Raw genomic sequence first — 15,106 nt, 5'->3', positions numbered from 1 at the left:
GAGACCACAGAAGCGCAGATCCATGACGGTCCAGACCTCTTCAGCCGCAGGCTAGTTTGCCATTTCGGCGGCGGGGGCCGTTTTCGCGGTCGCGGCGAGGTGGACGGCATACTTGTCGGTGAATTCGCTGGAGGTGATCATGCCGCGGGCTATGGAATCCCTCGACATCGAGCCGTCCCGCAGCTGTTTGGAATAGACGTCCAGCCCGTACCCGTCGCCGTCCCTGTCCATGAGCAGCCGGTAGAGGAAGCCGACATAGGCACGGTCGCTCAGGCCGATGATGGAATACTTCCTCAAGAATTCCCGCGAATGCAGCAGGTCGATCATCATTTTGGGGACATCGGCCGAGCCGTCGTCCAGGGCAGCGGACCACCGTTCGATATCTTCATCGCTGGCCTTGCGCCCCAGTATCAGGCAATGACTAAAACTCGCCTGGCGCATGGTGGCGGTCACGATCTTGCCGCTGTCCGCGAAATCGCAGCCGCGCTCCGGCCTCGGCAGCGGCCGCGGGCCGAGTATCAAGTCCCTCACCGCAATGTATGCGGCCTTAGGCCCTGCCGGGCTCCAGCCGCGCTCCGCCGAGCCGACAAGCCTGACCAACCCCATCGATGCTTCGAAGTCGGGCGCCCAATAGGTTTCATCCAGAAGCTCATAGATGTGAGCGGCTTCCACGTTGTACTTGGCCTGCAGCTGGCGCAGCCGCAGCATGGACTGCATCAGTCCTTCGGCCTGCTGTCTTTCGCTTTGCCGGCTTCCGTAAGGATTGTTGAATTCGGTGACCCAGATCGGCTTCCCGTAGCTGGCGAGCACCTTGAAGGCGGGCTCGGGATCCTGGCCATACATATGCCAGACCGAGATGTCCCATTTGATGCCGTCCTGCTTCATTCGTTCGATTGCCCCGGTGTGGCCCCACCCCGCAGTGCCCATCGCCTTGCGAATGCCCGGGTCGACTTCGCTCATGCCGTCGGACAATCCCTTCAGGACGGCGCTGACCTTGGCCCAGCGCGGGCCGAAATAGTCCAGCACTCCGGTGCCGCCGGCCGGACCCCATTCGCAGGGATATGTGGTGCCGTCATCGCGCTTCTCGCAAGCTTTGATGATGGCGTAGTTCTCCGTCTCGTTGCCCAGTTCCCAGGCGCGGATGTCATCCTTAAACCGGGATCCCAATGCGACCGCCAGAGCGCGCGTCTTGGCGTAGAGCTCGTCGGTGTTGTCTTTATCAAGGTCGACATTGCCGGGGGTGATGACGGGCAGCACCTCGATGCCGTGCTTCTTGCCCTCCGCCACCATTTCCGCCAGCCTGTCCGCCGAGGAAAGGTCGGAAATGTTCACGCGGTAGGACTTCATCCCCAGGTCTTCGAGGTAGTCGAACTGACGCTCGACCGAGATGCCTGGATAGGCCGTAATCGGGTGGCCGTTAGCCCCCCAGAGAATGTCGCCGGAGGCCGACGAGGCCATGGCGAGCAGGCAAGCCGCCCCGATCAACGCACATTTCAACATTTTCAGTGTCCCGGTTCTCGCGAGGCTGCAACACTATCCTCGTCGCGGGTCGCAACAATCTGACTATTGGGAGACCGGCTTCATCCGCCTTACGTCTTTAGAATGCGGCTCATAGCCTTTCGGCCGCTATGGGCGACGGCGGCACCCCAGTACGGGCGACCGCTTCGGGACCTTCTCGCGATGCAGGGCCTTGCTGCCGCAGAAGCGGCCTCAGGCGCGCGCCCTTCGATCTCAACCGAATGTGGGACGGACCTACTTCCTTTTGGCTTCTACTTCGGACCGCCGGCCTATGTTCTCCTGCCTTGGGAGGCGGGCAGACCAGACGTCATCGTCCGGCGCTTGTTCACTCGCAGCCGGCATCCAGGATCCTCATGAGCGTCAAACGCGCACTTCTGCTGAGCACGGGCGATCGTTACATCGTGATCGGCTTGAACTTTGTCACAGTCGCCGCCGTTTCCCGCGTCCTGACCCCCGAGGAGATCGGCATCTCGGTGATCAGCCTGGCAATCCTCGGCATCGCGCTGTCGGGGCGGGAATTCGCCAGCTCGAGTTTCATGATCCAGCGTCCGGTCCTGAGCAGGGAGGACATCCGCGGGACCTTCAGCCTGATGCTCGCCCTCACGGCGGCAATCGCAGCCTTTCTGGTTGTGGCCGCTCCGGCGCTCGCGTCCTCCTTCCACGAAGAAAAACTGGTGCCTTATCTTCGGCTGATGTCGGTGTGCCTGTTCGTCGAATTGGTGCCCATCCAGGTCGTCACGCTGATGCGCCGTGAAATGGCTTTCGGAAAGGTCGCCATGATCAACGTTGCCGGGGCGGCGACAGGCGGAGCTGCTACCGTCGCGCTGGCGCTGACCGGGTTCAGCTATATGAGCTTTGCCTGGGCCTGGCTGGCGAGCAGCACGGTCACCGGCGTGTTGGCCCTGGCGCTGCGCCCGGATTTCTGGATGTTCAAGCCGACGTTCAAGCAATGGCGCAGGATAGCCGCGTTCGGCGGGTACAATGGCGCCATCGTGTTCCTATACAGGGCCTATGAGGCCTTGCCCCTCCTGTTGCTCGGCCGTGTCCTGTCGCCACATGCGGCGGCGCTCTTCAGCCGCGGGCTGACGGTGTGCCAGATACCCGACAAACTGATCCTTGGCGGAGCCATGGCGGTCGTGCTTCCGGCTTTTTCCGCCTCGGCCAGGCAGGGCGGGGACCTTAAACGATCCTACCTACATGCCATTGAAATCATCACCGGGCTTCACTGGCCGGCATTGCTGGCCGTCGCCGCGCTGTCCTATCCCGTCGTGGACATCGCGCTCGGCCACCAATGGCGGGCGGTTGCACCGCTGGTGCAAGTCATCGCGCTGGCGTCTCTTTTCACCTTCAGCTTCGAGCTGAACCATCCCGTGATGATGGCGATGGGCTCGATCAGGGACATGTTCGTAAGGTCGCTGATCGTCGTCCCCGTCTCGGCGGTTGTCATGACGACCGCGGTCCTGCTTGCCGGACTTATGGGCGCGGCGCTGAGCCTGATGTTCATTGTGCCGTTCCAGGCCTTTGTGTCCTTGAGTTTCGTGCGTCGCAGGCTTTCGCTGCGGTGGGACGAGATAGCTGTCGCCGTCCGAAAGAGCGGCGTCGTCGCCGCGTTGACCACACTCGGCCCGCTGGCCATGGTCGTTGCCGGCGGCTTCAGCTTCGACCTGTCGTTGGGACAGGCGATATTCGCCGGGTGTCTTGCCGCGGCCGCCTGGCTGGTCGGAGTGTTCGTGACCGGCCACCCCTTGTTCGACGAAATAGTCAATGCCGGTCGAATTTTCCGCAATGCAGTTGCTCCGACATAATTGTCGGCGCCATTGCAGCGGAAGGCCGTTTCACGCCTTTCCTGGAATTGCCCCCGCAGCCAGCACGTCGCTCCATTGCTGCAGGAACCGATCCTTGGTTGCAGCTGACGCGGTGTCGCGCAGCGCGCGGCTTGTTTGTGTTTTCTCCGCGGCGCTTCGCGAAAGCGCTCTCCCCATCACTTCCGCGATCGCGGCGGGATTATCCGGCTGCACCTGCGAGCAAACGCCCCCGACGGCCTCCACGAGGGCACTTCCGGCGGACACGATCGGCAGCAGTCCCATATAGGCGGCCTCCAGCGCCGGCATGCCGAAACCTTCGAGAAGGCTTGGCAGCACGAATGCCTCGGCATTTGCGTAGAGCCAGCGCAACTGCGCGTCGGGAACATATCCCATGAGCCTCACACCCGGGACGGCGCCCGCGAGTTCCGCTATCCCCGCATAGCCGTCGCCGCGCGTTCCGCACAAGACGTATCCGACCCCCTGGCGATGGAAGCCGCCGTCTCGATACGCCTTCAGGGCGGCGACCTGGTTCTTGCGGGTTTCGAACGCGCCGACGGTGAGAAACAACGGACCGTTTACACCAGGGACCGCCTCCGCCGGACCATCGAACAGTTCGGTGCGCAGATAAAGCGGGATTGTCTTCAGGAACCGGAAGCCGGACCCGAAAAGGATCTCGAAGTGGTGCGCCGAGAAATTGCTGACGAAAACGACGCCTGGCCCAACGCGCCGGATCTTCTCGTAGGCAAGACGATAGTTGGCGCAGGTCCGTTCGTCGTAGAGTTCGCGATGCGTCAGCGGGCCAACATCGTGGCAAAGGACAATGTCGTTCTCGCTCAGGCGTGACCTCAGGACGTAGAGCGGGTCCAGGAACAGCCGGGTGCCGCGTTCGTCGACCTTGTCACGGATCAGGAAGATTTCGCTGTCCTGGAGCCAGTTGATCTCCAGCATCATCAGCCGGGCGACAATCTTGCGGACCAGGCCCTCGGGAGCGAAGGAACCCAGCCGCCAATACCGGATCCCTGCCCTGCCGGGGACGAATTCCCGGGTCAGGTCCTTGGCGATGTGATAGGCCCCGGTCCTGTTCAGGATCGACAGCGAGTTGTCGAAGAGAAGCGTGCCGGCGGACGCCAGTCCGCCTGGGGCGCGTAATGCGCGCGGATCGATCCGTTTGTTCATCGTGCCCCTCTTCACACTGCGATCTGACAGGGAGCTATGCCGCTCCAGCTATAGTTCCGCTCCCGCGCATGCATAGCCAGCCGTCCGCTCTCGCCGCTTCGACTATCCCGGCAAGGTCGGTCCCTGCCGGGCCGGTTACCCGCTGAACTCCCCGAAGTCGGCGTCGACTTGAACCATGAGCTCGAGGTATTTCCATGCGATCCATCGCCAGGAGTAACTGCTTGCCCTGGCGTATCCCTTGGCGACCAACCGCTCCCGCAAATCCGGGGTGAGCATCAGCAGGCGGACGGTTTCGGCCCAGGATTGGATGTCGTCGGGATCGGCATAGAGAGCCGAATCCCCACAGATTTCGGGCAGACAGGGCGAGGTCGAGGCCACGACCGGGCAGCCCGAGGCCATCGCCTCGACGGCGGGCAGCCCAAACCCCTCGATGCGCGACGGGAACAGAAAGCACAGGGCGCCTTCGAGCGCCTTCTTGAAGTCGTCGTCCCCTATTCGCCCGAGGAAGACTATGTTCCCGGGCATTTCCGGTAGGTATCGCAGGATCGTTTCCTCGTCGACATCGCCTGGCATCCAGAGATCGAGACCCATGGCGTCGAGGAGCGGGGCAAGCCTGGCGAGAAGCGCCATGTTCTTGTACTCCTGGTCCCGCCTTCCGAGACAGAGAACATAGGGTCTGCCGCGGTCGACGGTCAGGGACGATCTCGCCGCATCCCATCTCTTCGCATGGTCGCTGCCATTGTAGGTGACCACGATGTTTTCCTCCGGCGCGATGCCGAACGCCAACAGGTGGCTGCGCGAGAGCTGCGAGACGGTGGTGATGCGGGCGGCCCGCCTGCCGAGCGCCGGCAGGATAAGGCGGTGCGCCCATCGGAAACCCCGCCCGTAGCTCGACGGCATGAGCCTGGTATGCATATCGTGGATACACGCGATCTGGCGCCTCAATGCGACGGGAGCGAGGTTGCAGAAGCTCAGCAATCCTCCCGGTACATGCCAGGGCAACTGCGCCTGCACCCAGAATTGGGGGAGACGCGGCTTGCTGAATTCAGGCACGACCCGGACAGGGATGGCATCGAGGCGGAAGGTTTCGGGAAGCGGACGCGGCACCACAAGATCGATCTCCAGGTCGCGGCCAAGCGGATGCCCTTCCGAAATGAGAGCGTCGAGGGCCATGGTCACTTCGCTGGCGTAGCGGGCCACTCCGGTCGGCCGAAGTGTCGTGAAGTCCCCGTTTATCGTCCAGCGCCGCCTCGGCGCTTCCCGGTCCGACCACGTCCATGCCGAATGCCCGATCAGCGATCCGGCGTCCCCGGCAAGCGAGGTCGCCAGCGGTGTCCTGGAGCGGTGTCCATTCAAGCGCCTGGCCGATCGTGCCGGTGGCGATTCTGTCGTGTCGAACTCGATTTTACCCATCTCCGCCTCCCCCGGCCCTCTCGGCGCCCTGGACCAGACTAGCATCGCGCGAGGCACGAAGGTCCTCGAACGTTTGAGGTAGGCAGACTGCCAAACCTCGCCTATCCGGATGATTTCCGGGTTACCCGGATGACCCGATGGCCATGGTGACCCGCCGCCTTGGAGGCCCCACACTGGAAGTTCAAAGGGGGACGGCATGGCGCGGCGTTGGACAATCAATGGGCGTTTTCTTTCCCAGCCGACAACAGGCGTCCAGCGTTATGCGCGCGAGGTCGTCCGTTCGCTCGACGCTTTGCTCGCAGAACATGGGGCCCTCGCCCGCGGTCTCGACGTTCGCCTGCACTGCCCGCCCGGGTCGCAGGAGATCCCGCTCGCTTTCATCGAACGCGTCGAAGTCGGCCGCACGAGCGGCCACGTCTGGGAGCAGACGCAACTCCCCTCATCCCTCGGCGGCGGCGGACTGCTCAGCCTCTGCAACACGGGACCGCTGCTTTCCCGCAAGCATATCGTCTGCATCCATGACGCGAACGTCTGGAATGCTCCGCAGAGCTATTCCCTTGCCTTCAGGAGCTTGTACCGAACCTTGCTGCCCGGTCTCGGCAGAACCGCGTGGGGCATTTCGACCGTTTCCGACTATTCGCTGGGCGAGCTGGTCCGCCGCGGCGTCGTCCCCGCCCACCGGGCCTTCGTAGCCCCGAACGGCCATGAGCATGTCCTGCGATGGATGCCTGAACATTCCCCGGCAACCCGGCTGGCGGCCTCGCCGGAAACCATTGTCATGATCGGCAGCGCCGCCCCCCACAAGAATGTGGAACTCATCCTGAACATGGCCGAGCGCCTTGCCGCGGCCGGCCTCAGCATCGCAATCGTCGGCATGTCGGACGCGCGCGTCTTCAGGTCGGGATCCGCCAAGGCCAAAGCGCAAAACATCCACTGGCTCGGCCGTATTTCCGACGGGGAGCTGGCGGCTCTCCTTGGGGATTCGCTCTGCCTGGCTTTCCCCTCGCTCACCGAGGGCTTCGGCCTTCCCGCCCTCGAGGCGATGGCGGTCGGCTGCCCCGTGGTGGTGTCGGACCGCGCCAGCCTGCCCGAGGTCTGCGCAGACGCGGCGCTTTTTGCGCCGCCCGACGACCCGGAAGCATGGTTCGACCGTTTCATGCAGCTGCGCGATTGCGAGGACAAGCGGACGCAGATGATACGCCGGGGACGAGCGAGAGCCTCAGCATTTGGTTGGCAAGCGACGGCCTTGCGCTATCTCGAGGCGATGGCTGCAGCCGACGGCGTCGACACGCAAACGAAGGTCGTCCGAATACGCGAACTCACATGATCGCGTGAAGCGCCTGGACGGCCCCGAGCGATTCCAGGATGGCGCGATCGAAGTTCTCTTCGGAAAAGCGTCCCGCATTCCTGGCGCAGGCGCGGGGCGTCATGGCGTGGCTGTTCTCTTCGAACCGTTCGACCGCCTCCTTGAGGTGATCCACCGTCTGGGCCTTGAACAGCACGCCGGTGGGCTCGGGAGACGACCCAAGGCGCTGCACGATGTCGACCGCTCCGCCGCGGCCGAAAGCGATCAGCGGCGTTCCGCAGGCCTGTGCCTCGGCCAGGGCGATGCCGAAGTCCTCGCAGCCGGCGAAGACCATCGCCTTTGCCCGCGCCAGGGTGTCCACATAATCCTGCCGGGGCAGGTATCCGGAAAAAGTGACGTTCGGGCCGGCAAGTGCCCGCAGGCTGGCCGATTGCTGGCCTTCGCCGACGATGACCAGGCGCCGCGACGGCATCTCGTTGAAGGCCCGGATGACGAGGTCGGTGCGCTTGTAGGGGGCGAGGAAGGACGCCGAGACATAGTAGTCGTCCTTGTCCTCCACGCAGGGCAGTTCCTTCAGCGAGACCGGAGGGAAAACGACGCGCGCCTCGCGTCCGTAGATGTGCTGGATCCGCGAGCGGACATAGTTGGAGTTGGCCAGCATGAGGTCCGGGCCATGCGCGGTTCTGGTATCCCACGTCCTCAGGCGATGGAGCATGTAGCGATAGAGCATTCCCTTGGGGCCGAAGCCAAGCCGACCCTGCTGAAGATAGGAAAACTGCTCGTCCCAGGCGTAACGGACCGGGCTGTGCACATAACAAAGATGCGGCTGGTCCGGCCTGGTGATCACGCCGCGCGAAAATGCCGCCGAAGACGAGATCACCGCGTCGTAGCCCGTCACGTCGAACTGTTCGATCAGGAAGGGACAAAAGAAGAAAAGCGACCGATAGAATTTCTGCACCATCGGGATCCGGTTGGCCGCGGACGTATGGAATTCCACGTCGTGGAAATATTGCTCCTTCACGTCGGCCGGCAGGAAATCGAAAAGCGTGAAGACTTCGGCATTGGGGAGCTGCTTGCAGATCTGCGCCAGCACCCGTTCACCACCCCGGAAATTCGGGCACCAGTCATGAACGACGGCTATCCTCGCATTTCTGTCGACGTCGAGCCTCGGCGCGGCCGGCACCTCCTCGATGGGCATATCGACCCTGGCCGCAAGGGCCAGATCGGAAGCGCGTTCGTGGAGCATGGTTCCCCCTTGCCTCGGCAGGCCAGCAGTCTCCATTCCTCGCAACGACCCCGGCAAGTTCTCCGATCGGCTACAGGCTGCTCCGGGCGCATGTTCGGCTAATACTTATGGCTGCGGCCGTTCGCCGGGGATACTCCGAAAGCCGGTGCCAGGGGGGGTAAGCCAGGCTCCCTCCGTCTCCTTTTATGCAGGCTGTTTCGACCCCGTCACCGGTCTAGGGTCAGCTGGACCGAAGATGGACCGGCCATGAAACTCATCGTGATCATCCCGACCCTCGGCCGCAACGAACAGGTCGCGCGCCTGCTCAGCTATCTGAGCGGCCAGACGAGACTTCCCGACGAGGTCGTGTTGTCGGCGCCCGACGCCACGCATGTCGAACTGCCGGAAAGCTGTCCCTTCCCCGTGTCACTCGTTTTCGGGCCGAAAGGGCTGGCCGCCCAGCGCAACACGGCTCTTGCACCGTCGCTGGCGCGTTTCGACATCATCACGTTCTTCGACGACGATTTCGTCCCATCGGCCGAATACCTGAAGCAGATCGAAGAATCTTTTATGGCAAATGACGGATGGGCGGTGGTGATGGGCAGGGTCGTCAGAGATGGGGCCACCAATGCTGGCCTCACCTGGGAAGATGCCGAAGCCGCTTTGCGGGCAGCCGAGGGCATCAGGGATGTTGGACCCTCTGTGGTTGACCATGTGGGTGCTTACGGATGCAACATGTCCCTCCGTTCCTCGCTTGTGGGTGATTTGCGTTTCGACGAGCGCCTCGTGCTATATGGCTGGCAGGAAGACATCGACTTCACCAGCCAAATGAGATCCAAAGGGCGTGTCGTCTGCGTCACCTCGATCACGGGAGTCCATCTCGGTATCAAGACAGGTCGCGTCAGCGGAACCCGATTAGGCTACTCCCAGGTTGCGAATGCGATCTATCTGATCAGGAAGGGGTCCGTGCCGGCCTCTTTCGCGCTTCCCCTTATGCTCAGGAATATTGCGGCCAACGTGGCAAATAGCCCTTGGCCCGAGCCGTATGTCGACCGACGGGGCAGGCTCAGGGGTAACCTGCTCGCCATCCTGCACGCGGCCATTGGACGAATCGAACCCGAGTACATCTTGAAACTTTGACGACGGGAAAGACAATGCGCAGATGGTTTTTGACGATGGCGTCTGCTTCACTCGCTGCGGCGACCGCCGGCCTCCAGCCTTCGGCGGCGGCCGAGTATCTCCTCGGACCTCAAGACAAGGTCAGGCTCAAGGTTTATGAATGGCGAGCATCACGTGATGTGATTTTCGAATGGACATCTCTCAACGACGCTTTCGTGGTGGGCGCCGACGGGACCCTGTTCCTTCCGTTTGTCGGGCAGATACGCGCGCAGGGCACCGCTCCCGGTGATCTCGCCCGCGCCATCGGCGATCGGTTGATGCAGAAGATGGGTCTCGGCCGCCAGCCGGATGTCGCCGTCGAGATCGTGCAGTACAGACCGTTTTACATCGTCGGCAATGTCAAGGCCCCTGGGGAATTTCCTTATCGGCCAGGGCTGACCGTGCTGCAGGCGGTGGGGATCGCGGGCGGTTTGCCAATACGCGAGGACGACATATCGAGGCTCGGGCGGGAAGTCATCTCGGGCCAGGGCGAGGTGGGCCTACTGGCGCTGAACAACGTCAGCCTTCTTGGCCGCAAGGCGCGCCTTGAGGCCGAACTGGCCAGCAGCGACGAAATCTCTTTTCCTGCGGAATTAAAGGTTAGGGCTTCCAACCAAACAGTCGCGTCGACAATGGACCAGGAGCGGAGGATTTTTGCCATCCGCAAGGATGCGCTGACCACACAGCTCCGCTCGCTGAACGATCTCAGAGAGTTTCTGGAAAAGGAACTGGACTCCCTTGGGCAGCAACTGACGTTCCACGACAAACAGATCGAGTTGGTTCAGAAGGAACTCGCGAGCGTTTCGACGCTTGTCGCGAAGGGGCTGGCAGTTGCACCGCGCGAGCTTTCCCTGGAGGGGACGGTTGCGCAAATGCAGGGGGACAGACTGGCTGCCGAGACCTCGCTCTTGCGCGTGAGGCAGGAGATTAGCAAGACGGACATAGAGATTCTCGACCTCGGCAACCGTCATGCCAGTGAAGTCGCTGAAAGTTTGCGGGAGACGCAGATGCAGCTCAATGAAGTAACCAGCAAAGCCGATACCGCGGTGCAGTTGCTCCACGAAACCGAGATAGCAGTCCCCGCCTTGCTCGCCCTCAGGCAACGCTCCGAAAGTGCCAAGCCTGTCTTCAAGATCGTTAGGACGACGGATAGCAGCACTGCGGAACTCCCGGCCGAGGAAACGACACCAATCGAACCCGGCGACACAGTGAAAGTCGAGATCCCGTCGCCGGAGTCAGGTTTGGCTATCCTCCCGGCAGGCGGTGGCCTTCAGGCCGAAACGGTCCCGATCCAGGGCATCAATTGATCAAGTCTCCGATTGCGCCAGGTCTACTGATCCGGCTCGCTGATCAAATCAACCCCGAAATCAATGCTCGACGCTCCCGATCGCGGACGCATGATGGCATGCGGTTTTGGGCACTGTAATCTTGGCTCGCCGAAACCGTTCCCGAACAAGAGGCAGAGGCAAGGCTCAACCCATAAGCTGACCATCTACGCAACGCCATCCGGCCACTTGCCATGATCTTTGAGGCCGCATATCAGTGAGCACCCTGGGCCCTGAGGCCCCGGACGGAACCCTCTGCCGCAGTGAGCTGATCCGTCCTGCGGGTGCCCTGGAGATTTCGGTGCTCATGACTATAATAGCCCTAGCGGCTGCAGGCGTTCTGATGGGGCTGTGGTTCAAGGCTCCCGCCCTTATCGCGGCGACCGCACTGCTCCTCGTTGGAAGCTTCGCCTGGAACGGATTTGGATTTCCGGGCCATGTGACCGTCTTGAAATTCCTGATCCTGGCATTTGTATTGGCAGGCGCATACACAGTAGGGCTGTTTCTGTCCGTCCGTTGGACGCAAACCGGGGGGTGACATGTCCGGACTTCAGCAAGCCCTGTCGAAGCGCATCACCGCGAAGACAGTCCTGAACAGGATCACGATGTCGAACCAGACCGACCAGTTGCGAACATACTGGCTATCCAGCGCTACGCGCGTGGCATAATCCACGCTGCTTCTTCCGCTCACCTGCCACAAACCGGTCAGTCCCGGCCTCATGCGAAGATATTCACCTACGTGGTCGCCGTAACGCTCGAGTTCCTCCTTCACGATGGGCCTTGGCCCCACGCAGCTCATATCGCCGCGAATGATGTTATAGAGCTGTGGGAGTTCATCGAGGCTCGACTTTCGCAGCATTCGCCCGAGGAATGTCACGCGGGGGTCGTCCTTTATCTTGTGGGTCTTCTCCCACTCCATTCTCATATGAGGATTGGCTTCGAGATAGGCTTTCAGAACGTCTTCCGAATCGGCGACCATCGAACGGAATTTGTAGCAATTGAACGGCTTCCCGCCGAAGCCGACCCGGCTGTGCGAGAACACCGCCGGGCCTCCTGTCGTCATCCTGATTAACATAGCAACGACGATCATCACCGGCGCGGCCCCGACAAGCGCCGTGACCGCTATAATCAAATCGAGCATTCGCTTCAAGAGACCTCCGACAGGAGGATTAGTCGAGCCTGCCCTAAGGGTGGGCGGCAGATCCATCCACAACGCCCCGCCATTTTCATGGTCTGGAGCGGAAACAACATGCATGACCGGCCGGTGGTCGACTGCCATCGGCATCGATGGCTGGCTCCAAATCGGGGGCGCGAGATGTGACTGCTTTTCTAAGGCGTTTGTCATGACGATCATTGTTTTGATTTGCTCGACTCTGACACTTTCCCAATCTCGGAGGCTGTCGGCAAGAAAGGCAAAGGAGGTAGCGCCACACTCTCCCCACACTACCACTAATGCCGAGGAGTGACCCTCTCGCTTTGCCAGCCGTCGAAGGCGGTCCCCCTGTCAAGCCTTGTGGTGAATGGATGTCATCGCCCGAGCGTTCGCCAGAAGCGCACCAAGCACATGCGTCCTGCTGGCCTGCAACGTCCGGACCAGTTCGCGCAGCGTCTCCACGTGTGTCTTGCCCCATTCGGCGACGATGACGACACCGTCCAGAACGGATCCGACAATCAGTTCGTCGGCTCCCGAGGCTAGTGTCGGCAGATCAACGATGACGACGTCATAGGCGGCAAGTTCGCAATTGGCGAGATCAAAAGCTGTAAGCTCCGAGAGGAATGCCTCCATATTGCGTGGGATCAACAGATTTCCGCCGTCCACCACCGAACTGGGAAGCATGTCGAACGGCCGCCCAGGAGCGCGCACGATATTGAGTCGAATTGGGTCCTGGCTCTGTTTGTCGTACGCAATCGAACGGCCTAGCAGCCGCATGGTCGTGGCCGACCGGCGAACATCGGCGTCAATCACCAATGTCTTCAGGCCCGACATCGAGTAAAGCGTGGCGAGATTGCTGGCGACGGAGCTCTTGGGGCTGGCGTTGGACACGGCAGTTAACCCGAGGAATTTGACTTGATGGTTGGTCTCCGCAAGGCTGATTTCGGTCCGTGCTTTCCTGAGGCACTGGCTGTATCGTGAGTGGGGACGTCTTTGCACCTCGTCAACGTGACTGGAACCCATCCGCCTGCTCGTCAACGGCAACTCTCCGATGCATTCGATACCCAGGTTATCCCGGATGTGTCGTGGCGATCGGATGGTCCAATCAAGCATCTGCCTCACAAGCGAAACCCCGATGCCGAAAATGGTTCCGGCGATCGCGGCAAAGGCGAGCACCAGTTTCGGCCTTGGAGCGCTCGGAAAAAGCGGCGCTGTCGCGGCCGTGATCACCCTCGCGTCGGCGACCGGATACGATTGCTGGCTGACCGAATTGGTGTAGGCCTGGAGGAAGCTTTCGTACATCTTCTGATAGGTTTCGGCGGTCACCTCGAGCTCTTCAAGAGTCGGCTCAGCGTTGACCCCGTCAATCGAATTGCCTTCTTCGCTTTTGGCTTCGTTGACGACGCTGTAGTCGTGCCGAGAACGGAATTCCTGAGCCTTCGCCATCGCCGCGTTCATCTGAGCACGAAGTTGCTGAAGACGCTTCTCGAGCCACGCACCACCTTCTCTTGCGCCGTCAGCCTTGGTTTCGATCTGTTCACGCACAAAGGCATCGGCGGTGGCGTTCGCAATATTGGATGCACCCTCGGGATCAACAGACGTGAATGAAATGTCTATCGCGTAGGAAACACCGACCCTGCGGATATCGAGGCTGTCGCGGAAGGTCGCCATTGTGCGCCGGAATTTTTGGTAGTCGGTCAGTGACGCGGTGGGTTCTGGCATGCCGAAGCCGAAATAATCCAAGAGCGACGTGACCCTGGCGCTTTTCTGGACTCCGAAAGCCTCAACCAGGACGGTTTTTAGCTTTCTGAATCTCTCCGGCAAGATCGGAGCGTGTGGACGATTGAAGTTGGGGTCTTCCGCGAGTTTCAGCTGGTCGATGACCATCGCGGCTATTTTTTCCGACTGCATTACCGCGATCTGGCTTTCCACCTGCGCGGTGTCCAATGATAGATTTACTTCTCCGCCCTCCTGTAGATGTTGGGGCAATTTCGGCTCGATCAGGATCTGCGCGCTGGCGGTAAAAACCGGATCAGAGGTCGAGTTGTAGAACCAGGCTACCAAGAGCGCGATGCCGAGGCAGGCAATGATCGTTGCGACGTAACGCGTCAAAAACCTGGTTATATCAGCGAGGCCGATAAACTCCTGGGCTACCGAAACCTGCTGGTTCGTTGTAGTGGGCCATTGGTGCGGCAACATGCGGTCCATTCAACTGCTCCTGCAGCCGTGCGGGAAATTCGAGCGCGCCCGCCGTCCTGACACAGGCGAAGCACGATGTCCGGCCGATTTCTGCATTAAAAGCTGAGGCCCCGCGAACCCAGATTGCGGCAAAAGACTACGCCGGCGGGAGGGAAGGTAAATGCCGCCAATTGGCGTAGGGGCTACGTCATAAGGGAACGAGGATGCACTGCAGTTCCGCTCGCGTCTTTGCGAGAAATGACATCTGCTGTTCCAACGAGACCTGCCGTCTGCGGTTCAACATCACGCTGCGTGTGAGGGTATCAATCCTCGCGGACATCCTTTCGAGGTTTTCGCCGTTTTCCATCGCCTGCAGAGAGAACGCGGCGCAGTCCGTCATCGTTTTCCCTAATGGATGAAGGTGCGTCGCTTCCCGGACGACTTCGACCTGAATGTCTTCAAGAAGGCAAACTAGGCGTCCGAAACGCCTTTCGTCGACATATCCGACATATTCGCGGAACGGCAACCTGAATGCGGTAAACGGCATCTTGCAGCCCAGCCTTGATTCAGCGCCCGAGTCGGACGCACGCTCCAGAATACAAAGCCTCCGCGGTTGGGCGCGATACATCCTTTTGGCCGTCGATTGGCATAGCCTATTGGATGACGGCATGCGTATCTGGGCCTCAGGGCCTACCCGAATTCCTGACGAAGCCGGCGACCGACAGCGTGCTAAGGGTTTCGATCATTCTCGCGGCGCAATTTTCGGAGCGGAACGTGCCCTTCAAAAAAGTTAGCCAAGTCAGACCGAATAGCGTTCGTCTCCGCAACCAATGCTCTCATCGATCTCAC

At 61.1% G+C, this 15,106-nt stretch carries 11 protein-coding genes; 4 read left to right on the top strand and 7 right to left on the bottom strand.

Annotation, left to right across the window (positions count from 1 at the left end; translation table 11 throughout):
• Positions 1 to 51: 51 nt before the first annotated feature.
• A complete protein-coding gene (locus tag NKJ77_RS28350) occupies positions 52 to 1,500 on the bottom strand; it encodes a DUF4214 domain-containing protein (RefSeq protein WP_352536121.1) in 1,449 nt (482 codons plus the stop codon).
• 239 nt (positions 1,501 to 1,739) lie between these two features.
• Here NKJ77_RS28350 and NKJ77_RS28345 point away from each other — a divergent pair, with 239 nt between their 5' ends.
• Complete coding sequence (locus NKJ77_RS28345) at positions 1,740 to 3,323, top strand: oligosaccharide flippase family protein (RefSeq protein ID WP_352536120.1); 1,584 nt, start codon at positions 1,740 to 1,742, stop codon at positions 3,321 to 3,323.
• A gap of 30 nt (positions 3,324 to 3,353) precedes the next feature.
• Here NKJ77_RS28345 and NKJ77_RS28340 read toward each other — a convergent pair whose 3' ends face one another.
• Together NKJ77_RS28340 and NKJ77_RS28335 are read right to left on the bottom strand one after the other, a co-directional pair.
• Positions 3,354 to 4,499 carry a glycosyltransferase gene (locus NKJ77_RS28340; protein WP_352536119.1) on the bottom strand — a complete coding sequence of 382 codons (1,146 nt, stop codon included), beginning with the start codon at positions 4,497 to 4,499 and terminating at the stop codon, positions 3,354 to 3,356.
• Between the two features lie 135 nt (positions 4,500 to 4,634).
• Positions 4,635 to 5,699, bottom strand: a complete 1,065-nt coding sequence (locus tag NKJ77_RS28335) for a glycosyltransferase family 4 protein (protein ID WP_352536118.1) — start codon at positions 5,697 to 5,699, stop codon at positions 4,635 to 4,637.
• 409 nt (positions 5,700 to 6,108) lie between these two features.
• Here NKJ77_RS28335 and NKJ77_RS28330 point away from each other — a divergent pair, with 409 nt between their 5' ends.
• Positions 6,109 to 7,239, top strand: a complete 1,131-nt coding sequence (locus NKJ77_RS28330; protein ID WP_352536117.1) for a glycosyltransferase family 4 protein — start codon at positions 6,109 to 6,111, stop codon at positions 7,237 to 7,239.
• Here NKJ77_RS28330 and NKJ77_RS28325 read toward each other — a convergent pair.
• Positions 7,232 to 8,464 (bottom strand): glycosyltransferase, encoded by a 1,233-nt coding sequence (locus NKJ77_RS28325; protein WP_502902126.1) that lies wholly within the window; start codon positions 8,462 to 8,464, stop codon positions 7,232 to 7,234. The two genes, NKJ77_RS28330 and NKJ77_RS28325, sit on opposite strands and share 8 nt — an antisense overlap.
• A gap of 246 nt (positions 8,465 to 8,710) precedes the next feature.
• Here NKJ77_RS28325 and NKJ77_RS28320 point away from each other — a divergent pair, with 246 nt between their 5' ends.
• Positions 8,711 to 9,583 (top strand): glycosyltransferase family 2 protein, encoded by an 873-nt coding sequence (locus tag NKJ77_RS28320; RefSeq protein WP_352536116.1) that lies wholly within the window; start codon positions 8,711 to 8,713, stop codon positions 9,581 to 9,583.
• A 14-nt stretch (positions 9,584 to 9,597) separates the two neighbouring features.
• Positions 9,598 to 10,908 (top strand): polysaccharide biosynthesis/export family protein, encoded by a 1,311-nt coding sequence (locus NKJ77_RS28315; protein ID WP_084569915.1) that lies wholly within the window; start codon positions 9,598 to 9,600, stop codon positions 10,906 to 10,908.
• A 568-nt stretch (positions 10,909 to 11,476) separates the two neighbouring features.
• Here NKJ77_RS28315 and NKJ77_RS28310 read toward each other — a convergent pair.
• The 3 genes from NKJ77_RS28310 to NKJ77_RS28300 all read right to left on the bottom strand — a co-directional run bounded on the left by NKJ77_RS28310 (position 11,477) and on the right by NKJ77_RS28300 (position 14,804).
• Complete coding sequence (locus NKJ77_RS28310; protein WP_352536115.1) at positions 11,477 to 12,280, bottom strand: sugar transferase; 804 nt, start codon at positions 12,278 to 12,280, stop codon at positions 11,477 to 11,479.
• Between the two features lie 150 nt (positions 12,281 to 12,430).
• Positions 12,431 to 14,287 carry a GumC family protein gene (locus tag NKJ77_RS28305; RefSeq protein WP_352536114.1) on the bottom strand — a complete coding sequence of 619 codons (1,857 nt, stop codon included), beginning with the start codon at positions 14,285 to 14,287 and terminating at the stop codon, positions 12,431 to 12,433.
• A 178-nt stretch (positions 14,288 to 14,465) separates the two neighbouring features.
• Positions 14,466 to 14,804, bottom strand: a complete 339-nt coding sequence (locus NKJ77_RS28300) for a hypothetical protein (RefSeq protein ID WP_352536113.1) — start codon at positions 14,802 to 14,804, stop codon at positions 14,466 to 14,468.
• Positions 14,805 to 15,106: the final 302 nt, after the last annotated feature.

Origin of the sequence: Mesorhizobium sp. M0052, from assembly GCF_040323255.1 — a bacterium.
In the GTDB taxonomy this organism is placed as follows: Bacteria; Pseudomonadota; Alphaproteobacteria; order Rhizobiales; family Rhizobiaceae; genus Mesorhizobium.
Note: the sequence above shows the minus strand (reverse complement) of the source record. Positions and strands in the feature narration are given on the sequence as shown.